Here is a 21,354-nt window from a genome sequence, read left to right as displayed (position 1 = left end):
TTTCACGGCGGCGCGCCGCTATGACTATTCGTCCATTTTGGCGCTGCCTACAAGGGCGATGAAGATGAGGGCGATGAAGATGAGCGGGAGGTTTGTCGAAGGGAAGACGGCTCCCGTGCGGCGTCAGTGAGATGCTGACGGCCCTGCGCGAGAGGCGCCGGTGCGCGCCGTCATCCGCTTCGTTGCGACGGTCGTCAAGAACCGTGCCGGGCTGATCAGCGGCGAGACGCGATAATGGCCTGGTACCGCCGCCCGCACACCCAGTGATTTTCAGCGGAATCAGTCAAACCTTCGCGGGTCTGCTGCAGCGGCCTGCCGTCGCGAACGGCATGCACTCGCAAGGCGATCAGGCGTGTATCTATTTCTGCCGTGCGACCGTTGCAGCGGCGGTGCGTGCGGATGTCAGTCCAAATCGGGTGCAGAGGCCTGGAACACTATCGAAGTCCATATCCAGTTCGTACTTCCGCAAAAGTTCGCCCGACTTTGTTCTGTCTGGCCAGATGACGGCCAGTTCGCGGAAATAGTTCTCGAAGCCAGCGGGCGAAATCACCTCGATGATTTCGCACTGCGTGTCGCCCGCGTTCCAGAACGTATGCCATTCGCCTCGCGGCTTGAACAGCCATGTGCCCGGCCCGGCGGTAACAACGTTCTCTCCAAGCAACGCGCCCAAACTGCCGCTCAGCACATATGAATATTCGTCTTCACGGTGATGCCGGTGCAAGGGCGCGGCCAGCGCACGAGGGGCGAGCGGATGGTGCACGATGGAGAAGCGCTCCCCGGTGTGGAATCCGTCTATCTTCCAGTGGATGCCGAAACCGCCCAAGTCAAAGCGGTCACCAGCTCCAGGCAGAATTGTGATGGGGTCCGATGAATGGCTGTGAGGCGAGTAAGCCGTCGCACGTTGGAGGCTTGGATCAGGCACTGCGCGTTCCATATCATCCTCCTGAAAATGGGTGTACGCTGCCGATCACCCATTTCTACGAGCCATTCACACCCAAGTCAATATCGGTGATCATATGAGTTCACTGAAAGAAGGCCAGCGTCGCTCATACCGGCTGCAGCGACGCGCGATCAAGCAGGCCGAGACCCATCTTGCGCTCACCCGCGCAGCATTCGATCTGCACAGTTCGGTGGGTCCATCGCGAACGACGGTGAGCGCCATCGCCGAGAAAGCGGGGGTGCAACGGCTAACCGTCTACCGCCATTTTCCCGACGAGGAAGCGGTCTTCAATGCTTGCTCGGCATATTCGTTCGGCCAGGACCCGCCCCCCAACCCTGAAGCCTGGCGATCGATCGTCGAACCGGAAGTCCGGCTCCGGACGGCGCTTTTCCAACTGTACAGCTACTACAGGCGCAAGCGGCAGCTCCTAGCCAATTTGTATCGCGATGCCGAAATGCCGGTTGTCGCTGCCGCGCTGGCCCGCCGGCGAGAGGTTCTCGCAAAAGGCGTCGCGATCCTTTCACAAGGCTACCTCGACCCGGATGGCGGAACTGCAAGGTTGCTCGTTGCCGCGATAGGACATGCGCTGGACTTCACGACCTGGCTGTCGCTTGTCGAGAACCACGGCCTCTCTGACGAAGAGGCGGTGGAAACCATGCTCGTCCTCGTCCGCAGCGTCAGGTCGAGTTTGCGGGATGCCGAGGTAACAAGCCGTTGACTTGACAACCGTCGGCGCTGGAAACGGATGCCTGTAGACTTTTAGCCGCCGGTCTCATGATCTGACGCTGATCTCGCGGATCACATGGGACGCTTGTCCGCGATCTTTTTCGGGTCGCGGCCTATTGTGCCGGCGTCGGCTTTCCTGTGCTTGTCGGCAAGCCTGCGAATGCGATCGAAGCGGCTTTCCTCGGCCACTTTGGTCTTCGCCGCCGCATTTGGCTTCGGGACGAATGCGATCATGGATCGATCTCCTTGCCGAGGGGCACGCCGGGGAAGATACCCCGGCGGCTGTCTTTCAGGCTTGTTTCCGGCAGCTGGTCAATAGCCCATGCCGCCGGTCGAAGCAGCGGCTTCCTTGGCTGAAACGTCGGTGATCATGGCTTCAGCAGTGATCAGGAGCGCCGCAATGGAGCCCGCGTCCTGCAGCGCCGTCCGCACCACCTTAGCGGGGTCGACGATGCCGGCCTTGATCATGTCGACATAGACTTCGTTCTGGGCATCGAAGCCCTGGTTGTGGTCCTTGCTATCGGCGAGCTTGCCGACGACGATCGAACCTTCGACGCCGGAATTCTCGGCGATCTGCCGGATTGGCGCTTCGAGCGCTCTCGACACGATCGAAATGCCCGCCGTCATATCGGCATTGGCTCCGGTCAGCCCGTTCAGCACAGCCCTGGCGCGCAGCAACGCGACGCCGCCGCCGGGAACGATGCCTTCTTCGACGGCGGCGCGCGTGGCGTTCAGCGCATCGTCGATGCGGTCCTTCTTTTCCTTGACCTCGGATTCGGTGGCGCCGCCGACGCGGATGACGGCAACGCCGCCCGCCAGCTTGGCGAGACGTTCCTGCAGCTTCTCCTTGTCATAGTCGGAAGTGGTTTCCTCGATTTGCCCCTTGATCTGCTGGACGCGCGCCTGAATCGTGGTCTTCTCGCCGGCGCCGTCGATGATCGTGGTGGTGTCCTTCTCGATCAGCACGCGCTTGGCGCGGCCGAGCATGTCTATGGTGATGTTCTCCAGCTTGATGCCGAGATCCTCGGAAATCATCTGTCCGGCGGTAAGCACGGCGATGTCTTCCAGCATCGCCTTGCGGCGGTCACCGAAGCCAGGTGCCTTGACGGCCGCGACCTTGAGGCCGCCGCGCAGCTTGTTGACGACCAGCGTCGCCAGCGCTTCGCCCTCGACGTCCTCGGAGATGATCAACAGCGGCCTGCCGCTTTGCACCACGGCTTCGAGGATGGGCAGCAGCGCCTGCAGATTGCCGAGCTTCTTTTCGTGGATGAGCACGTAGGGGTCTTCCAGCTCGGCGCGCATTTTTTCGGCATTGGTGACGAAATAAGGCGAGAGATAGCCGCGATCGAACTGCATGCCTTCGACGACGTCGAGTTCGGTTTCGGCGGTCTTGGCCTCCTCAACGGTGATGACGCCGTCATTGCCGACCTTGTCCATCGCCTTGGCGATCATGGCACCGACGCTGGTGTCGCCATTGGCGGCAATGGTGCCGACCTGCGCGATCTCGCCTGAGGACTTGACCTTCTTGGCTCGGGCCTGGATTTCCTTGACGACGGCGCTGACGGCAAGGTCGATGCCGCGCTTGAGGTCCATCGGGTTCATGCCGGCGGCGACGAATTTGGCGCCCTCGCGCAGGATGGAAGCGGCAAGCACTGTGGCGGTGGTGGTGCCGTCGCCGGCGAGGTCGTTGGTCTTCGAGGCCACTTCGCGCACCATCTGTGCGCCCATGTTCTCGAACTTGTCGGAAAGTTCGATTTCCTTGGCCACCGTCACCCCGTCCTTGGTGATGCGCGGCGCGCCATAGGCCTTGTCGATGATGACGTTGCGGCCTTTGGGGCCGAGCGTCACCTTGACGGCGTTGTTGAGGATTTCGACACCGCGCAGCATGCGGTCACGCGCGTCGGTGGAGAATTTGATTTCCTTGGCAGACATGATTTTTTCCAGTTCGGTTGGTCGTGGCAAGACGCTTGCAGCGCGCCTGAATCAAAGCTTGGAGCATCCTTTGCGCGCCCGGTTGGGCGCGCGGCATTCCAATCAGGCGGCCTTCTTGGCAGCCACGCTCTTGGCAATGATGCCCATCTCGCTCTTGTCGATGATGCCCATCTCGCTCTTGTCGATGATGCCCATGATGTCGGCCTCCTTCATGATCAGAAGGTCCTCGCCGTCTATCTTGACCTCGGTGCCGGACCATTTGCCGAACAGGATGAGGTCGCCGGCCTTGACGTCGAGCGCCATCAGCACGCCGCTTTCGTCCCGCGCACCCGGCCCGACGGCGATCACTTCGCCTTCCTGCGGTTTCTCCTTGGCATTGTCGGGGATGATGATGCCGCCCTTGGATTTGGTGTCGCTTTCGGCGCGCCGAATGACGACGCGATCGTGGAGTGGCCGGAATTTCATGGGGACTCTTTCTGGGGCCGGCTTAGGCGGCCGCCCCTCTCTATAGGCGCTCTGGCACTCGATTGATAGGAGTGCCAAAAAATATTCATAGGGCATGTCAAATATTGAATGTATTATTTTGCTTGGCCATCCCCCGGTGTTCGGGGCCTTGCCGAATATTAATGAAATTGAATTTCTGTCCTTGAACACCTATTTTACGGTGAAGCTCACATTCACGACTTTCGCTGCAAGGGAGATTTTACCGATGGCCGAAGGCAATCAGAACATCATGGAAAAAGCTCAGGCTCGCTTCATGGAAAATCAAAAGAAAACAGCGGAGCGGAACAAAGCAACTGCCGAATATCTCTCGGAGGCGAAGGCCAGGATGATCAAGACGGCGAAGCTGAGGGAATTGCGACTGGCCAAGGAAGAGGCGGATCGCGCGGCGGCAGCTCTGAATCCGGTCGCCCCAAAGAAGAAGCGGGCGGCGCGGACAGTCAAGCATGCCGTATCCGCATCGACGGAGGCCAAATCATGAGCCTGACATTTCCCAATCCCAGCCGCAGCTACGACGAGGCAAGCAAACGCATCCGCTTCGTCGGCCATGACGGCATGTTCCAGATTTCCTTCTCGGTCGCAACCGATGCCATCTCCAAGATGCAGCCGGGAACGGCGGCCTCGGAAGCTACCTACCTGGCGGCATTCGACACGGCTTCCAACTCGATCCACGATGTTGCCAGGAATGCCTATGCCCGCACCCGCAGGAGCATATATGTGCTGACTGCGGCCGATTTTCGCTAGATCCGTCGCGATCCGTCCACAAGACGCTTTCTCGGCGCTTCCGGTCCGCCTTCGCCCGCCGCGATGTCACGACTGTTCAGCCGATCGACCGCCCGCATCGCGCGTGTTTATGCCGACCATGGGTTGCTGCTTGAGCTCGACCGGCTGGCCGGTGACGGTCCAGCAGTGAGAACGTTCCATACGCAGCGCGTAGCGGTTTGCCATCTTGGCGTCCTTTAGTTTCCGCCCGATCGATGAGTGTCGCTCGGTCAGGCTTGGGCGACGAAGAATACTGCCGCCAGGACAAGCACCGTCCACAAAACGACGGACAGCTTCAGGGCCAGGCTACCGTGCGCCGAGAACACCTCCCGCGTGCGGTTGACCAAATTTTCGATGGTCATCGACATGGTCGGCGCCGCAATCGCGACCGTCGGCGCCCTGAACCCAAGCTTTCCGAAAACAGGCAGCAGCGGTGGCTCGCGTACGAAAACGACCTCGAATGTTTGGAAACCAGACATCTTCATAGCATCGTTCTTCGAACTCCCTGCATGCCAAATGAATTCGCGTCACTCTCAAGGGCGTCCGTGGCGCGAAAGGCCGCGGGATCGCGGGTTGCAGGAGTAGGGCTTATTCCTGAGAGCATGAAGGTTCATAATCCGCATGAGACGCGCTGATTCGAGCTTTGCCGGGATGCCTTCATGCAACGCAGCTACGCAGCCGGGAGGTCGACGCGACGGGCGAAGGGAAAGACGATGACCGCGCCGGCCGTCGAATTGCAGAGGGCCATATTCGAGGCAGTGAACGGCGATCCCGACCTGTCGGCGGCACTGGGCGATGCAAGACTGTTCGACCATGCGCCGGAAAATGTTGCGTTCCCCCACATGACCTTCGGCCGCACCAGCGTCTACGATTGGGCAACGGGGATGGAGAACGACACAGAACAGTTGCTGACGTTGCATGTCTGGTCGAAATCAGAGGCCAGCAAGGAAACCAATGACATCATGGACCTGGTCAGCACCCGCCTGCGCGATACGGCACTCTCGCTTGGCGGACATCGCCGCGCCCACCTCAAGCTCGAATTCGCTGAAGCCCGCTACGACGAGGACCTTTCGGCCCATCACGGGCTGCTGCGCTTCCGCGCCGTGATCAAGGACGAGGGCTGACCACCGGGCACCTTTTCGCAAATCGGGCAATTTTGTTCTTGCTTTGTGCCGGCAGCTATGCTATTAATTCAACTATGGTGCTGATGGCGCCAGCGACCCGCCGCAGAGGCGGGTTTTTTGTTTCAGGTTCGGTTCGCCTGAACTGCCATCGGTTGCCTTGGGCCGGATGCTTCGTCCTCCCAAATGGTCCTGCCCGCCAGATGATGCCGGTTGTCGGCGAAGGATTGGAGGGCTAGGTTAAACATTGGCGATTTCGCGGGGCCGGGCGGCGAAATGGCAATCCGGTAATCTCGCGCTTCAGGGGTGTGGCGGGCATGCATTCGGGCGTTCACCGTTCATATCACGTTCAGCACCGGCGCGTTAGAACGCTGGCCATGAAAACCCTTCGCTTCCACTTCCGGACCATGGCACTGGCGCTCTCAGCCGCCGGCCTGCTTGCGTCGCAAGCGATGGCGATCCCCGCTGTCGCGCCCGAGTGGACTCAGCCAGTCGTCCTCGCCGCGTCCGACTGCTACGCGATCGGCCAGCAGGTGGCGGAGCAGAATGGCGGCACCTTGGCCAAGGCCTCGCAGTCGACACGCGGCGGCCAGCCGGTCTGCGTCATCGTCGTGCTCGTTCCGGGCAAGGATGGGCAGCGTCCCCGTCGCTCGGAGATCGTCGTTCCGCTGAACTGAACCGTGCCGTTTCCCAGTCTGCCGGAATCGGCCTATATCTGAACAGCTTCAACAGGCCTTCCGCATGCGCGTACTCGTCGTCGAAGATGACAAGGATCTCAACCGGCAGATTGGCGACGCGCTGGTCGATGCCGGCTATGTCGTCGACCGCGCATTCGACGGCGAGGAAGGGCACTTTCTCGGCGACACCGAGCCCTACGATGCCGTGGTGCTCGATATCGGCCTGCCGCAGATGGACGGCATCAGCGTGGTCGAGCGCTGGCGGCGCGGCGGCCGCAAGATGCCGGTGCTGATCCTGACGGCACGCGACCGCTGGAGCGACAAGGTTGCCGGCATCGACGCCGGCGCCGACGACTACGTCACCAAACCTTTCCACATCGAGGAAATCCTGGCCAGGGTGCGCGCCCTGATCCGGCGTGCTGCCGGGCATGCCTCGTCCGAGCTGACCTGCGGGCCGCTGCGTCTCGACACCAAGGCCTCCAAGGCCGACGTTGACGGCGTGCCGCTGAAGCTGACCTCGCACGAATTCCGCCTGCTTGCCTATTTGATGCACCATATGGGCGAGGTCGTTTCCCGGACCGAACTGGTCGAGCATCTCTACGACCAGGACTTCGACCGCGATTCCAACACGATCGAGGTCTTTGTCGGACGGCTTCGCAAGAAGATGGGCATCGACATGATCGAAACTGTTCGCGGCATGGGCTACCGCATGCGTAAGCCGGAGGCGTAACGCGGAACCGCTGCCTACAAAACCCGCCGTCTCGAACACGCCGTCGCTGCGGTCATGGCCGCGTTCGGTGGCGTTTCGCGTCATCGCCTTTTCCACGGTCTGGGCGATCCTCACTCTGGTCGTCATCTTCACCTTGATCACCACGCTTTATCGCCAGGCTAGCGAGCGCGGTTTCGACAGCCTGCTTTCGGCGCATCTGTTCAACCTGATCGGCTCGGTCGGCGTTTCCGAAAGCGGCCAGTTGACGGGCGCCCCCGACCTTGGCGATTTGAGGTTCTCGGAGCCGAATTCCGGCTGGTACTGGTCGGTCGAGCCCGCCTCGGAAGGTGTGCACGGCGATCTTCATTCGTCGTCGATGACCAAGGCGATCCCGTCGCCAAGCGTTGCCGAGGTGCCCTTCAATGCCAGCTTCCAGCGCAGCTATTCAGCGGACGGCATCGAAGGCGAACAACTGGAGGTGTTCGAGAGCGAGTTCGTCCTCGATGCGAAAAACCGCGCCGCGCGCTTCCGTGTCATGGGCAACCAGACCGAGCTCGAGCAGGAAATCGCCACCTTCCAGCGGCGCCTTTTGACCTATCTGTCGCTGTTCGGCGTCGGCATGATCGCCATCAATGCGATTGCCATCCTGCTCGGCCTGCAGCCGTTGCGCCGGGTCAGGAATGCGCTTGCCATGGTGCGCGAAGGAACCGCGCAACGCCTAGACGGCCGTTTCCCGGCCGAGATCGAGCCGCTCGCCAACGAGACCAATGCACTGATCGAGAACAACAGGCGCATCGTCGAGCGGTCGCGCACGCAGGTCGGCAACCTGGCGCACTCGCTGAAGACGCCGCTTGCCGTGCTGCTCAACGAGGGGCGGGCGCTGGGTGGCGCCAAAGGCCAGCTGATCGCCGAACAGGCCGCTTCCATGCAGAAGCAAGTGGATCACTATCTGCAACGTGCCCGCGTCGCCGCGCAGCGCGACAGCGTCGTCTACCGGACGCCGGTGGCGCCGCTGGTCCAGCGCATGGTGCGGGTGCTGCAGAAGCTCAACCCGCACACGGCGCTGTCGCTCTCGCTGCCGGCCACCGACATCGTCTTTGCCGGCGAACGCGAGGACCTGGAGGAGCTGCTGGGCAATCTGCTCGACAATGCGATGAAATGGGCAAGGAGCGCGGTCGCCGTTTCCGTCAAGCCCGTTGCCGACGAGGAAGGTGCGGCCAGACTGTTCGAGATTAGCATCGAGGATGACGGCCCCGGCATTCCCGACGACAAGGCGCGCGAGGTGTTGCAGCGCGGCCGGCGTCTAGACGAGACAAAACCGGGCAGCGGGCTCGGACTTGCCATTGTCGCCGACCTTGTCAACGAGTATGGAGGCGTTCTGGCGCTGGAACGATCCGTCATGGGTGGATTGAAGGCGATGGTTCGATTGCGGAGCCTTCAGTAATGCTTTTCCAGATTGCTTTTCCTGGTGGCCGGCTGCGGCCAAATTTCCGACAAACATCGACATTATGGCCGCGTCAGCCTGCTGACAGCGCGGCGGTCCAGCCCAAGAAAGCCGGTATTGGCATGAAGATTCGCGTCGCGCTCGTTTCCGCCCTGCTCGCCGTCTCCGGCTGCACGACGCTCGGCAAGGGCTCGGTCGTTACGGTGACGCCGGCCGCGACGCCTCCCAGCGGCGCCAAGGTGGCGACGACGATCATCTCCGCCATGGGCGGCGGCCTCGTCGGCGGCTCTATCGGCGCCGGCCTGAGCGAGACCGAGAAACGCAGCGCGCTCGAGGCGGAATACAAGGCGCTTGAATACACGGCGAGCGGCCAGAAAGTGGCTTGGAAGAGCGACAGTTCGGCCCATCGCGGCGAAGTGGTTGCCGCCCAGCCCTATCGCGTCGGATCGCAGGACTGCCGGCAATACACCCATACGGTGTTTACCGGCACCGCTGGCGCCACCGCGCGCGGAACCGCCTGCCGCAATGCCGACGGCAGCTGGACGCCGCTGACGTAGCTGGTCCGGCCGTCGATCCGCCGATTCCGGTCCGGCACTAAAGCGCGGCGCGTTCGACCGGCCTCGTGCGACGCGCTTTAGGTTCTTGTTTTGATGCATGGTCGTTATCGCAATACCGCTGCACACTTTTCGCGACATGCATTATCGATCGGAGCGGTCCCGCCAAAGCGTCGCAGCACGCTTGTGTTGGCAGGGCAAGGGTCTCGTTCTATTGGAAGAGCCATGCTGTTCTGGGTCATAGCCGCAATCCTGACGCTGGGCGCAAGCCTGGCGGTGCTGCTGCCGTTGACCGGCGGTTCGAAGAACGCGTCCGCTGCCGGTGATCACGACCTTGAAGTCTATCGCGACCAGCTGGCCGAGCTTGACCGTGATATGGCGCGTGGCCTGATCCAGCCAATGGAGGCCGAAGAGGCTCGCGCCGAAATCGCCCGCCGTATCCTTCCCCTGAGCAATGCCGGCCAGGCTGGCGACACGGCGACGCAGCCGTCGCGATCGACGAGGCTGGTGGCGACGGCTGCCGTTCTGGTTGTTCCGCTGGTCAGCTGGGGCCTTTATGGCCAGCTCGGCTCACCCGACCTGCCGTCGCAGCCACTCAGCGAACGCCTGGCCAAGAACCCCGCCGACAGCTCGGTCGACGAGCTGATAGCCCGCGCCGAGGCGCACCTGGCGGCCAACCCATCCGATGGCCGCGGCTGGGACGTGCTGGCGCCGGTCTATCTGCGCATGCAGCGATACGCCGATGCGGTGACCGCCTATCGCAATGCCATCCGCCTCCACGGCGACAGCGCCGCCCGCCAGGCTGGTCTTGGCGAGGCGATCGCCAATGCGGCCGGCGGCATTGTCTCGGCCGAGGCGCAGGCGGCGTTCGAGGCGGCGTTGAAGCTCGATCCGGCCAATCCGAAGGCCTCGTTCTATCTCGCCATGGGCATGGCACAGGAAGGCCGCACAGCTGAAGCCACGGCGGCCTGGCAAGAGATGCTTGCCGCCTTGCCGCAGGGCTCGCCGTGGCGCGGCGCCGTCGAGCAGGCGCTGGCCGAATCCGCCGCCCGCAGCGTCGCTTCGGAAACGCCTGCGAAAGGGCCGAGCGCCGAGGATATCGATGCTGCTTCCTCGATGTCGCCGCAGGACCGGCAAGCCATGATCAGCACCATGGTTGCCGGCCTCGACGAAAGGCTTCGGCAAAATCCGCGCGACGAGGAAGGGTGGATGCAGCTCGTTCGTTCCTATGCCGTACTGGGCAAGACAGACCAGGCGCGTGACGCGCTCAATCGCGGTATCGCCGTCTTCGGCGCGGACAGTGACCAGGCCAGGAAATTCACCGCCTTTGCCGCCTCGCTCGGCGTGACGGCGACGGAGTAGACGATGACGCGCAAGCAGAAACGACTGTCGGTGATCGCCGCGGGGCTGGCGTTTCTCGGTGTTGCAACCGGACTGACCTTCTATGCGCTTGGCCAGAAGGCCTCCTATTTCTACATGCCGGCCGATCTGGCCACCGCCAGCCTTCAGCCTGGCCAGCGCATCAGGCTCGGAGGTCTCGTCGAAAAAGGCACCGTCGAGCGTAGCCAAGGCGCCACCGTCGCCTTTTCGGTGACCGACAACCAGAAGGACGTCAAGGTTACCTATACGGGCATCCTTCCCGACCTTTTCCGGGAAGGGCAGGGCGTGATCACCGAAGGCTCGTTTGGTCCTGACGGGGTCTTTGTCGCCGATAGCGTGCTGGCCAAGCATGACGAGACCTATATGCCCAAGGAAGTGGCCGACGGCCTCAAGGCCAAGGGCGTATGGCAGGAGAGCAAGAGTGAATAGGAAGGTTCCGCAAAAGTGTTCCACGGTTTTGCGGCAAGAACCTGCGGCAAGATCTAGCGAGCGCGGCGACAATGGTTGAAACCGGACATTTCGCCCTGGTCCTGGCGTTTGCGCTGGCCCTGGTGCAGACGATGGTGCCGCTGTTCGGTGCGCGCACCGGCAACCACAAGATGATGGCCGTCGGCGCACCGGCCGCGCTGACCGGCTTTGCCTTGACGGCGCTGTCTTTCGTGGCGCTGGCAACCGCCTATGCAGGCTCCGATTTTTCGGTTGAGAGCGTCTGGGAGAACTCGCATTCGCTACAGCCGCTGATCTACAAGATCACCGGAACCTGGGGCAATCACGAAGGTTCGATGCTGCTCTGGGTGCTGATCCTGACCTTCTTCGGCGCGCTCGTCGCCGTCTTCGGCGGCAATCTTCCGGCGACGCTCCGGGCCAATGTGCTTGCCGTGCAAGGAGCGATCGGCGCCACTTTCTTCCTGTTCATCCTGACGACGTCGAACCCGTTCGTCAGGCTCAATCCGGCGCCTGTCGAGGGCCGCGATCTCAACCCGATCCTGCAGGACCTCGGCCTCGCCATCCATCCGCCGCTGCTCTATCTCGGCTATGTCGGTTTCTCGATCTGCTTTTCCTTCTCGGTCGCTGCCCTCATCGAGGGCCGCATCGATGCGTCTTGGGCACGCTGGGTGCGGCCATGGACGCTGGTGGCCTGGATGTTCCTGACCGGCGGCATCGCCATGGGCTCCTACTGGGCCTATTACGAGCTCGGCTGGGGCGGCTTCTGGTTCTGGGACCCGGTCGAGAACGCATCCTTCATGCCGTGGCTGGCGGGCACGGCGCTGCTGCATTCGGCGATCGTCATGGAAAAGCGCTCGGCGCTGAAGATCTGGACGCTGCTTCTGGCGATCCTGACCTTCTCGCTGTCGCTGCTCGGCACCTTCCTGGTTCGCTCCGGCGTGCTGACCTCGGTGCACGCCTTCGCCACCGATCCGACGCGCGGCGTGTTCATCCTCTGCATCCTGACGCTGTTCATCGGCGGCTCGCTGGCGCTGTTTGCCTTGCGCGCCTCCCGGCTGACGGCCGGCGGCCTGTTTCACCCGATCTCGCGCGAAGGCGCGCTGGTGCTGAACAATCTGTTCCTGACCACCGCCACCGCCACCGTGCTGGTCGGCACCCTCTACCCGCTCGTCGTCGAAGCCCTCTCTGCCGACAAGATTTCGGTCGGCGCGCCGTTCTTCAACCTGACATTCGGCCCGCTGATGGTGCCGCTGTTGGTCGTCGTGCCGTTCGGGCCACTGCTCGCCTGGAAGCGCGGCGACATTTTCGCGGTCGCCCAGCGTCTGATGGCGGCTTTCGCGGCGGCGCTGCTCGCCGTGCTGGTGACCGCCCTGTTCATCGATGGCGCATCGGTGTTGGCGGCACTCGGTGTCGGCCTTGCCTTCTGGCTGATCTGCGGCGCGCTCACCGATCTCGCCGTCAAATCCGGCTTCGGCACCGTCGCGCCCGCCGCCATGCTCAGGCGCTTCGCCGGCCTGCCGCGCTCGGTCTTCGGCACAGCGCTTGCGCATCTCGGTCTCGGCCTGACGACGCTCGGCATTGTCGGCACGCTTTGCTTCGGCACCGAAAAAATCTTGGCGATGCATGCCGGCGAGACCGTCGAACTGTCCGGCCACAAGCTGCGCTTCGAGGGGCTCTACCCGGCCCAGGGGCCTAACTACAGTGAGGATCGCGGCCGCTTCGCCCTGCTTGGCGCCGACGGCAGCGTCACCGACGAGATCACCTCGGCCAAGCGCTCATATCCGGTGCGCCAGATGACCACGACCGAATCCGGCATCAGGATGATCGGCTTCAGCCAGCTCTATCTTTCGCTTGGCGACGAGGGCAGCGATGGCTCCGTCGTCGTTCGTCTGTGGTGGAAGCCGCTGGTGACGCTGATCTGGGGCGGCGGACTGGTGATGATGGCGGGGGCGGCGATGTCGCTGCTCGACCGCCGCCTGCGCGTCGGCGCACCGTCGCGCCGCAAGCCTGCGACCGTCATGCCATCGGCGAGCCCGCAATGAGAAGGGTCACACTGGCCTCGCTGGTCCTGCTGCTGGCGTTGTTGTTCGCCGGCGCCGCGCAGGCGGTCAAGCCCGACGAGGTGCTCGCCGACCCGGCACTCGAGGCGCGGGCGCGCGCTTTGTCGGAAGGCTTGCGCTGCATGGTCTGCCAGAACCAGTCGATCGACGAGTCCGATGCCGACCTCGCCCGCGACCTGCGCATCCTTGTGCGGCAGCGCCTGGTCGCCGGCGATACCGACCAGCAGGTGATGGACTATGTCGTTTCGCGCTACGGCGAGTTCGTGCTGCTGAAGCCACGCTTCAATCTGCGCAATGTCTTGCTCTGGGGGACGCCAGTTCTTCTGCTGCTCGTTGGCGGGACGTTCATGCTGCTGGCCGCCCGCTCGCGCCGCTCTGTGGCGACCGCTGCGTTAACTGCCGAGGAACAGGCGGCGCTGGACAAGATGCTGGATAGCTAGTCCGCTAATCCGGCCATTCCTCCGGCGGCCAGTCGCGCGACGTGTCTGGCGGCGGCCGGGTTCTCTCCTGCGACGAAGGCGACTTGCTGTTTAACGTCGTCCAGTGCTTCGCGCGACCAGGCGACGAACCGCTTCACGCCTTGTCCGCGCGCTTGGCTTCCACCGCTTCGATCATGGCGTCGATTTCCGCTATGGCTTCGTCGTGAGGCACGACACGGCCAGCTGCAGCGTCGGCTATGCCGTGTTTGATACCTTCGATGATCTCAAGCTCGTGATCGACATAGGCCGAAACCGCCTCGGCCGCGAGGAAGGATTTACTGCGCCGAGTGACAGCGGCGATCCGCTCAAGCTTCAGCTTGGTTTCGGACGAAACCCGAATCGTCATGGTGGCGCTTGCTGTCACAGTGAAAGCCTTGTGCTGAACTGATAGGGCATCGAACGGGCACGACCAAGAGATTTGTACGCCTTTGTCGGTGAATACATTACGGAAGTTTCATGTACCGGAAACGGCGCGGTAATGTGCGGCTCTCTATTTCCTTTGTCGAGGATGCCAATCAAGGGGCGTCCCTTGAAAAGAGGATACGAGAACCATGAATATTGCCCCCAATTCATATCTTCGCACCCGCAAACGCCTGCTGGCCGCAGCCGCATCCCTGGCCATTGCCGGCGCGATCGGCTTCGGTGCTGTTGCCACCGGGACAGCCCCGGTTCTGGCCGACGCCGTGCGTGTCGAGGCACCGCAGGTCCCGAGCTTCGCCGATGTGGTCGAGCGCGTTTCGCCGGCGGTCGTCAGCGTGCGTGTCAAGGCCAAGATCCAGTCGACGGCCGATGACGGTTCCGGCCAGATGGACGACGAGGACGGTCTAGGCAATCTTCCCGACAACCCGCAGCTGCGCCGGTTCTTCCGCGAATTCCGCGGTTTTGGCGATCAGGGTGGCGATCAGGGTCCGAACGGAATGCGCCGTTTTGGACATCGTGACCGCAACAACGACCAGCCGCGGCCGGTGGCGCAAGGGTCCGGCTTCTTCATCTCCGATGATGGCTATCTCGTCACCAACAACCATGTCGTCGAGGAGGGCACCGCCTTCACCGTGGTGACCGATGACGGCAAGGAGCTTGACGCCAAGCTGATCGGCACCGATCCGCGCACTGATCTTGCCGTGCTCAAGGTCGATGACGGCAACAAGTTCACCTATGTCGACTTCGCCGATGATTCCAAGGTTCGCGTCGGCGACTGGGTGGTGGCTGTCGGCAATCCGTTCGGCCTCGGCGGCACGGTTACCGCAGGCATCGTTTCGGCCCGCGGCCGCGATATCGGCGCCGGTCCCTATGACGACTTCATCCAGATCGACGCCTCGGTGAACCGCGGCAATTCGGGCGGCCCGACCTTCAACCTCAACGGCCAGGTCGTCGGCATCAACACCGCGATCTTCTCGCCGTCGGGCGGCAGCGTCGGCATTGCCTTCGACATTCCCGCTTCGACTGCCAAGCAGGTCGTGCAGGATCTGATGAAGAACGGTACCGTGCAGCGCGGCTGGCTCGGTGTCGAGATCCAGCCGGTCACCCCCGAAATCGCCGAGTCGCTTGGCCTTGGGTCCGGCAAGGGCGCGCTCGTTGCCAGCGCGCAGGACAACGGTCCCGGCAAGAAGGCCGGCATCACCGCCGGTGACGTGATCACCCAGGTGGACGGCAAGGACGTTGCTTCGCCGAAGGAACTCGCCCGTCTGATCGGCGCATACCCGCCCGGCAAACCGGTCGATGTCACGGTGTGGCGCAACGGCAAGAGCGAGGCAGTCAAGGTCGATCTCGGCAAGCTGCCGTCGAGCGACAAGCAGGCCTCGGCCGACCAGCAGCCTGCCCCAGCGCCGAAGACGGACACGCTCGCCGATCTCGGCCTGACCGTCACCAAGTCCGACAATGGCAAGGGCCTTGTGGTGACCGATGTCGATCCCAACAGCGATGCCGCCGATCGCGGCATCCAGCCCGGCGACGTCATCACCTCCGTCAATTCGACGGAAGTGAACGGCACCGGCGACGTCGACAAGGCGATGGCCGACGCGGTGAAGTCCGGCCGCAAGGCGGTGCTGATGCAGATCACCCGCGACGACAGCAACCGCTTCGTTGCGCTGCCTGTCGCCAAGGGCTGACGACCGGTTCGACTTTTCCGGTGCGGCGGTTTTCAACACCCCCGAGCCGCCGCCCGGGAAAGCACGGGGCCTGAATACGTTAGTCAGTCATCGTGTTCCGCCCCAGCGGCAGCGGGCTTCCCATCGCCCGCTGCCGCTCGAACATGCCGCTCAAGGCGTGAAGCGGTTTTAGGCTACGACATGCTAAAACAAAGACTTACCGCGTTTCCCTGAATCACTTTGTTCGCGATACGCCATGGAGAAGGCCACGATGCATATGCCGGCCACTCAATCTTCCAGCGAAATCGCGTATAACGGTTCTATGAAGATTCTCGTCATAGAAGACGATCGCGAGGCAGCCGACTATCTGCAGAAGGCGTTCGCCGAGGCCGGCCATACCGCCCATGTCGCCGGCGACGGCGAAACCGGCTTCGCGCTCGCCGATTCCGGCGACTATGACGTCATGGTCGTCGATCGCATGATGCCGCGCCGCGACGGCTTGTCCGTCATTGCCGGGCTCAGGTCCCGGGGCAATACGACGCCCGTGCTGATCCTGTCGGCGCTCGGCGAAGTCGACGACCGGGTCACCGGTCTGCGCGCCGGCGGCGACGACTATCTGACCAAGCCCTACGCCTTTTCCGAACTGCTCGCCCGCGTCGAGGTGCTGAACCGCCGCGCCAGCGCCAGGGAAGCCGAAACCGTCTACCGGGTCGGCGATCTCGAACTCGACCGGCTGTCGCACTCGGTGCGGCGCGCCGGGCGCGAGATAACGCTGCAGCCGCGCGAGTTCCGCCTGCTCGAATATCTGATGCGCCATGCCGGCCAGGTGGTGACGCGCACCATGTTGCTCGAGAATGTCTGGGACTACCATTTCGATCCGCAGACCAACGTCATCGACGTTCATATCTCGCGGCTGCGAGGCAAGATCGAGAAGGGCTTCGACAAGCCGATCCTGCACACGGTTCGCGGCGCCGGCTATATGCTGAAAAGCGGCTAGAACCCCATGGCTCTTTCCGTGCCGGCCATCATGAAGACGACGGCAGCGCGGCTTTCAGCGCTTTATCTTCTGCTTTTTGCGCTGTGCGCGGTGTTGCTGGTCTTGTACATGACCTCGCTGTCGGCGCGTATGCTGACCGCCCAGACGCAGGAGACGATCAACGACGAGGTGCTCGGCCTGGCCCGCGCCTATCAGCGCGGCGGCCTGCCGGTGCTGGTCCGCGTCGTCGAGCAGCGCTCCCGCCAGCCCGGCGCCAATCTCTATCTGATCGCCGATGCCAACGGCCAGATCCTGACCGGCAACGTGCAGAGCCTGGAGCCGGGCGTGATCGAGGCCGAGGGCTGGACCACCGAGCCGTTCTCCTACCGCCGCTTCGGCGAGGGCGAGCTCGAGCGGCAGCGCAACCCGGTCTCCGACCCGAACGAGCCCGCCCAGAGCGAAGTACAGGCCGAAGGCGAGAAGGGCCATAACGCCACTGCCCTGGTGCTGCGCCTGCCCAACCAGATGATCATGCTGGTCGGCCGCGACCTCGGCGAGCCGGAGCGCTTCCGCGCCGTCATTCGCCGCGCTCTGATGCTGGCGCTCGGCATGATGGGCGTCGGCGGGCTGCTGATCTGGTTTTTTGTCGGGCGCGCGGCGCTGAAGCGCATCGACAGCGTGTCGGAGGCGAGCCGCCGCATCATGGGCGGCGATCTTTCCGGCCGGCTGCCGGTCACCGGCGCCGGCGACGAGTTCGACCGGCTGTCGGAAAACCTCAATTCCATGCTGGCCAGGATCGGCACGCTGAACGAGGGGCTGAAGCAGGTCTCCGACAACATCGCCCACGACCTGAAAACGCCGCTGACCAGGCTGCGCAATCGCGCCGAGGCGACGCTTTCCGGCAAGCACAACGCCAGCGACTACCGGCAGGCGCTGGAAGGAACGATCGCCGAATCCGATCAACTGATAAAGACCTTCAACGCCATCCTGATGATCTCGCGGCTGGAGGCCGGCTATTCCTCCGAAAGCACCACCAGGGTCGACCTGGCCGCTGCCGTGCACGACGTTGTCGAACTCTACGAGCCGGTGGCGGAGGAGGCGGGCGTGACGCTCGAATCTTCGGTGCAAGGTTCTTTCATCGTCAACGGCAATCGCGAGCTGATCGGCCAGGCGCTGTCCAACATCGTCGACAACGCGATCAAATATTCGACCGACTCGACCTCCAGGCCTACGGTTCGCGTGACGCTGGAGCGTGTCGGTGGCGAGATCAGGCTCGCCGTTTCCGACAACGGCCAAGGTATTCCTGACGATGTCGACCGCGCCAGGGTGACCGAGCGTTTCGTGCGGCTGGAAAAGAGCCGCTCGCAGCCGGGTTCCGGCCTTGGCTTGAGCCTCGCCAAGGCGATCATGACGTTCCACAACGGACGGCTTGAGCTTCTGCCCGGCAATCCCGGCTTGTCCGTCGTCATGAGTTTTCCCTGGCGGGAGGATCGCTGATGGTGGCGAGGATGGCAGTGCGACGCCTGGAAACGGACTGGTTGTTGAAGCCGGCGGTAAAGCTGGTTCCGCTGGATGCAGGCCGCGCCAGGCAGGAATTGTCGGAGATCGCCGACGCCGCGCGGCAAAAAGAACTGCCGCGACTGGCGAAATTTCTGGCCGGCAAGGGGGTCGTCCAGGATTTCCTCGCCGCCGTGTTCGACCTGTCGCCGTTCCTGCGCGATACCGCGCGCCGCCGGCCGCAGATACTCGATACGCTTTTCGACGGGACGGTCGAGGCGCGGCTGGCATCGATCGGCGCCGCGGTCGACAAGGCCGCACGCGCAGAGGCCGTCTCCGAAAGCAGCCTGATGATGGAGTTGCGTCAATTGAAGGCGGAGGCGCATCTCCTGATCGCCTTGGCCGATCTCGCCGGCGAGGCCGAGACCTCGTTGACGGTGCAGCGACTGAGCGACCTTGCCGACGCCTGCACGCGTGCGGCCGTCGATTTCCTGCTCCGCGACGCGCATGAGCAGGGCAAGCTCCGATTGCCGGATCCCAAAAGTCCGGCGCGACGCTCGGGCTGGATTCTGCTCGGCATGGGCAAGCTCGGCGCGCATGAGCTGAACTTCTCTTCCGACATCGATCTTGTCGTCTTCTTCGACCCCGATGCGCCAGCTGTCGTCGATCCGCTCGATGCCACAGAGCTGTTTTCGCGACTGACCCGCCGGCTGGTCCGTATCCTCCAGGACCGCACCGAGCACGGTTACGTCTTCCGCACCGATCTCAGGCTTCGTCCCGACCCCGGCTCGACGCCGCTGGCGATCCCGGTCGAGGCGGCGCTGCGCTACTATGAGGCGCGCGGCCAGAACTGGGAGCGCGCCGCCATGATCAAGGCGCGCCCGGTGGCCGGCGACGTTGCCGCCGGCGCCGCGTTCCTGAAGGAACTGCAGCCCTATATCTGGCGCAAATACATGGACTATGCGGCGATTGCCGACGTCCATTCGATCAAGCGCCAGATCCACGCCCACAAGGGCCATGGCGAGGTCGCGGTCAAAGGCCACAACGTCAAGCTCGGTCGCGGCGGCATCCGTGAGATCGAGTTCTTCGTCCAGACCCAGCAGCTCATCGCCGGCGGCCGCTTTCCCGAACTGCGCGGCCGCGAGACCGTGCCGATGCTCGGCGAGCTCGCCGCGCGCGGCTGGATCACCGCCGACGCGCGCGATGCGCTCACCAGGCAATACTGGTTCCTGCGCCGCGTCGAACACGCCATCCAGATGGTTGCCGACCAGCAGACGCATATCCTGCCGGAGGACGAAGAGGGGCTGGAGCGCGTCGCCCGCATGCTGGGCTTTGCCGATGCGGCAGGCTTTGCCGAAACGTTCCGCGCGGCGCTGCACCAGGTCGAGCGCCACTATGCAGCGCTGTTCGAAACCGCGCCGGAGCTTTCGGCCGGCATCGGCAATCTGGTCTTTACCGGCGACGTCGACGATCCCGATACCCTGCAGACCTTGCAGCGGCTCGGCTTCCAGCGGCCGAGCGACATCTGCCGGGTTATCCGCGGCTGGCACTTCGGCCGCTACCGCGTCACCCGGTCGGCGGAAGCGCGCGAGCGGCTGACGGAACTGACGCCGGCGCTGCTGCAAGCCTTCGGCCAGACGCGGCGGGCGGACGAGGCAGTGATCCGCTTCGACGAATTCCTTGCCGGCCTGCCTGCCGGCATCCAACTGTTTTCGCTGCTGCAGTCGAATCCGGCTTTGCTGAAGCTGATGGCAACAATCATGGGCGCGGCACCGCGGCTAGCCGCCATCATCACGCGCCGGCCGCACGTCTTCGATGGCCTGCTCGATCCGGCGCTGCTGAGCGAACTGCCCAACCGCGCCTATCTGTCGGCGCGCCTTGCCGCCTTCCTCGAAGGCGACAGAGCCTATGAAGACGTGCTCGACCGGCTGCGCATCTTTGCTTCGGAGCAAAAATTCCTGATCGGTGTCAGGCTGCTCGCCGGGTCGATCGACCCGCCGCGCGCCGGCCGCGCTTTTTCCGATCTCGCCGACCTGACCATCGAGGCGGCATTGCAGGCGGTAATGGCGGAATTCGCAGTGCGTCATGGCTATATTGCCGGCGGCAGGGTGGCGCTGCTCGGCATGGGCAAGCTCGGCAGCCGCGAACTGACGGCAGGTTCCGACGTCGACCTCATCCTGCTCTACGATCACGGCGCCGATGCCGAGGAGTCCGACGGCGACAAGCCGCTTGCCTCGTCGCATTACTACAGCCGGCTGACGCAGCGGCTGATCGCCGCCGTTTCCGCGCCGACCGCCGAGGGCGTGCTCTACGAGGTCGACCTTCGCCTGCGGCCGTCCGGCAACAAGGGGCCGGTGGCCACGCATGTCGATGCCTTCAAGAAGTATCAGCGCCAGGACGCCTGGACGTGGGAGCACATGGCGCTGGCGCGGGCCCGCGCGATCGGCGGGGATGCCGAGCTCTGCCGCGAGGTCGAGGAGGAAGTTGCCGCAGTGCTCGCTCTGCTGCGCGATCCAGCCAAGGTGATATCCGAGGCATCCGAGATGCGCGCCATGATCGACAAGGAGAAGCCGCCGCGCGATCCCTGGGACATCAAGCTGATCCCGGGCGGCCTCATCGATCTCGAATTCATAGCCCAGGTTGCGGTGATCACGGGAAAGATCGAGGCAGGCCGCAGGGCCACCGGCACGGCTGAGGTCCTGTCGCGCCTGGCGCCGGATTTCGCCAGCACCCAGGTCAGGCAGGAACTGGTGGATGCCTATTCGCTCTGTCTGGCGCTGACCCAGATGATACGGCTTTGCCTCACCGGCGCGTTCGAACGCGACGACGTTCCGCCAGGGCTTTCGGATCTGCTTCTGGCGGTCACCGACCTGCCGGATTTCGGTGTGCTTGAAGCGCATCTCAAGGAGACGTCGCAGAAGGTCAGAAAGGATTTCGACCTTCTGCTTCGTGCGAAACAGCCGTGACTGCAACCAGCCGTACGGATGGGAGCATCGGACCCAAAATTACGACCTGCTTTTGGGAGGTTCCGATGTTCAATCAAAGAGATAGAGCGGGGGATT

General features: G+C 63.4%; 24 protein-coding genes. 16 read left to right on the top strand and 8 right to left on the bottom strand.

Features of this window, described 5'->3' with window-relative positions; translation table 11 throughout:
- Positions 1-358 precede the first annotated feature (358 nt).
- The gene (locus NKH21_RS00800; protein ID WP_352665887.1) at positions 359-934 is read right to left on the bottom strand and encodes a cupin domain-containing protein; all 576 of its coding nucleotides are present in this window, start codon (positions 932-934) and stop codon (positions 359-361) included.
- Between the two features lie 19 nt (positions 935-953).
- On the opposite strand from NKH21_RS00800, the gene NKH21_RS00795 reads away from it, so the two are divergent.
- Positions 954-1,658, top strand: coding sequence for a TetR/AcrR family transcriptional regulator (locus NKH21_RS00795; RefSeq protein WP_352665888.1), 705 nt, complete (start codon positions 954-956; stop codon positions 1,656-1,658).
- Between the two features lie 80 nt (positions 1,659-1,738).
- Here the strand turns inward: NKH21_RS00795 and NKH21_RS00790 are convergent, their stop codons facing one another.
- The 3 genes from NKH21_RS00790 to NKH21_RS00780 form a co-directional block, all read right to left on the bottom strand.
- A complete protein-coding gene (locus NKH21_RS00790; protein WP_352525670.1) occupies positions 1,739-1,900 on the bottom strand; it encodes a hypothetical protein in 162 nt (53 codons plus the stop codon).
- Positions 1,901-1,978: 78 nt separating this feature from the next.
- The gene (gene groL, locus NKH21_RS00785; RefSeq protein WP_352665889.1) at positions 1,979-3,598 is read right to left on the bottom strand and encodes a chaperonin GroEL; all 1,620 of its coding nucleotides are present in this window, start codon (positions 3,596-3,598) and stop codon (positions 1,979-1,981) included.
- Positions 3,599-3,700: 102 nt separating this feature from the next.
- On the bottom strand, positions 3,701-4,063 hold the full coding sequence (locus NKH21_RS00780) for a co-chaperone GroES (protein ID WP_352862715.1): 363 nt from the start codon (positions 4,061-4,063) through the stop codon (positions 3,701-3,703).
- Positions 4,064-4,307: 244 nt separating this feature from the next.
- Here NKH21_RS00780 and NKH21_RS00775 point away from each other — a divergent pair, with 244 nt between their 5' ends.
- A complete protein-coding gene (locus NKH21_RS00775; protein WP_292658482.1) occupies positions 4,308-4,580 on the top strand; it encodes a hypothetical protein in 273 nt (90 codons plus the stop codon).
- Entirely contained in the window at positions 4,577-4,843 is a 267-nt protein-coding gene (locus NKH21_RS00770; RefSeq protein WP_254819951.1) for a DUF1488 family protein, read from the top strand. Before NKH21_RS00775 ends, NKH21_RS00770 begins: the two co-directional genes overlap by 4 nt.
- A 66-nt stretch (positions 4,844-4,909) precedes the next feature.
- Here the strand turns inward: NKH21_RS00770 and NKH21_RS00765 are convergent, their stop codons facing one another.
- Together NKH21_RS00765 and NKH21_RS00760 are read right to left on the bottom strand one after the other, a co-directional pair.
- Entirely contained in the window at positions 4,910-5,047 is a 138-nt protein-coding gene (locus tag NKH21_RS00765) for a hypothetical protein (protein ID WP_352665891.1), read from the bottom strand.
- Between the two features lie 44 nt (positions 5,048-5,091).
- A complete protein-coding gene (locus tag NKH21_RS00760; RefSeq protein WP_352862714.1) occupies positions 5,092-5,340 on the bottom strand; it encodes a hypothetical protein in 249 nt (82 codons plus the stop codon).
- 234 nt (positions 5,341-5,574) lie between these two features.
- Between NKH21_RS00760 and NKH21_RS00755 the strand changes: the two genes are divergently transcribed.
- From NKH21_RS00755 to NKH21_RS00715, 9 genes are all read left to right on the top strand, one after another.
- Positions 5,575-5,985 carry a DUF3168 domain-containing protein gene (locus NKH21_RS00755; protein ID WP_352665893.1) on the top strand — a complete coding sequence of 137 codons (411 nt, stop codon included), beginning with the start codon at positions 5,575-5,577 and terminating at the stop codon, positions 5,983-5,985.
- Between the two features lie 374 nt (positions 5,986-6,359).
- Entirely contained in the window at positions 6,360-6,659 is a 300-nt protein-coding gene (locus NKH21_RS00750; protein WP_352490848.1) for a hypothetical protein, read from the top strand.
- Between the two features lie 64 nt (positions 6,660-6,723).
- Positions 6,724-7,389 carry a response regulator transcription factor gene (locus NKH21_RS00745; RefSeq protein ID WP_023718390.1) on the top strand — a complete coding sequence of 222 codons (666 nt, stop codon included), beginning with the start codon at positions 6,724-6,726 and terminating at the stop codon, positions 7,387-7,389.
- Between the two features lie 10 nt (positions 7,390-7,399).
- Positions 7,400-8,812 carry an ATP-binding protein gene (locus tag NKH21_RS00740; RefSeq protein WP_352862888.1) on the top strand — a complete coding sequence of 471 codons (1,413 nt, stop codon included), beginning with the start codon at positions 7,400-7,402 and terminating at the stop codon, positions 8,810-8,812.
- A 122-nt stretch (positions 8,813-8,934) separates the two neighbouring features.
- On the top strand, positions 8,935-9,369 hold the full coding sequence (locus tag NKH21_RS00735; RefSeq protein ID WP_352862713.1) for an RT0821/Lpp0805 family surface protein: 435 nt from the start codon (positions 8,935-8,937) through the stop codon (positions 9,367-9,369).
- Between the two features lie 222 nt (positions 9,370-9,591).
- Entirely contained in the window at positions 9,592-10,728 is a 1,137-nt protein-coding gene (gene ccmI / locus NKH21_RS00730; protein ID WP_352862712.1) for a c-type cytochrome biogenesis protein CcmI, read from the top strand.
- Between the two features lie 3 nt (positions 10,729-10,731).
- Entirely contained in the window at positions 10,732-11,175 is a 444-nt protein-coding gene (gene ccmE, locus NKH21_RS00725) for a cytochrome c maturation protein CcmE (protein WP_352862711.1), read from the top strand.
- Between the two features lie 71 nt (positions 11,176-11,246).
- On the top strand, positions 11,247-13,235 hold the full coding sequence (locus NKH21_RS00720) for a heme lyase CcmF/NrfE family subunit (RefSeq protein ID WP_352862710.1): 1,989 nt from the start codon (positions 11,247-11,249) through the stop codon (positions 13,233-13,235).
- Positions 13,232-13,693, top strand: coding sequence for a cytochrome c-type biogenesis protein (locus NKH21_RS00715; protein ID WP_352862709.1), 462 nt, complete (start codon positions 13,232-13,234; stop codon positions 13,691-13,693). The genes NKH21_RS00720 and NKH21_RS00715 overlap by 4 nt, the downstream gene beginning before the upstream one ends.
- Here NKH21_RS00715 and NKH21_RS00710 read toward each other — a convergent pair.
- Positions 13,690-13,830, bottom strand: coding sequence for a hypothetical protein (locus NKH21_RS00710; RefSeq protein WP_352862708.1), 141 nt, complete (start codon positions 13,828-13,830; stop codon positions 13,690-13,692). The two genes, NKH21_RS00715 and NKH21_RS00710, sit on opposite strands and share 4 nt — an antisense overlap.
- Positions 13,827-14,078, bottom strand: a complete 252-nt coding sequence (locus NKH21_RS00705; protein ID WP_502911824.1) for a CopG family ribbon-helix-helix protein — start codon at positions 14,076-14,078, stop codon at positions 13,827-13,829. The genes NKH21_RS00710 and NKH21_RS00705 overlap by 4 nt, the downstream gene beginning before the upstream one ends.
- A 205-nt stretch (positions 14,079-14,283) precedes the next feature.
- Here NKH21_RS00705 and NKH21_RS00700 point away from each other — a divergent pair, with 205 nt between their 5' ends.
- The 4 genes from NKH21_RS00700 to NKH21_RS00685 all read left to right on the top strand — a co-directional run bounded on the left by NKH21_RS00700 (position 14,284) and on the right by NKH21_RS00685 (position 21,258).
- Complete coding sequence (locus NKH21_RS00700) at positions 14,284-15,840, top strand: Do family serine endopeptidase (protein ID WP_352862706.1); 1,557 nt, start codon at positions 14,284-14,286, stop codon at positions 15,838-15,840.
- Positions 15,841-16,141: 301 nt separating this feature from the next.
- Positions 16,142-16,816 (top strand): response regulator transcription factor, encoded by a 675-nt coding sequence (locus NKH21_RS00695; RefSeq protein WP_254819962.1) that lies wholly within the window; start codon positions 16,142-16,144, stop codon positions 16,814-16,816.
- A gap of 6 nt (positions 16,817-16,822) precedes the next feature.
- The gene (locus NKH21_RS00690; protein ID WP_352862705.1) at positions 16,823-18,292 is read left to right on the top strand and encodes an ATP-binding protein; all 1,470 of its coding nucleotides are present in this window, start codon (positions 16,823-16,825) and stop codon (positions 18,290-18,292) included.
- Positions 18,292-21,258 (top strand): bifunctional [glutamine synthetase] adenylyltransferase/[glutamine synthetase]-adenylyl-L-tyrosine phosphorylase, encoded by a 2,967-nt coding sequence (locus NKH21_RS00685; protein ID WP_352862704.1) that lies wholly within the window; start codon positions 18,292-18,294, stop codon positions 21,256-21,258. The genes NKH21_RS00690 and NKH21_RS00685 overlap by 1 nt, the downstream gene beginning before the upstream one ends.
- Positions 21,259-21,354 lie beyond the last annotated feature (96 nt).

This window comes from Mesorhizobium sp. M1329, from assembly GCF_040318035.1.
Classification (GTDB): Bacteria; Pseudomonadota; Alphaproteobacteria; order Rhizobiales; family Rhizobiaceae; genus Mesorhizobium.
The sequence above is the reverse complement of the archived record's forward strand: the minus strand, read 5'-3'. Positions and strand labels throughout refer to the sequence as shown.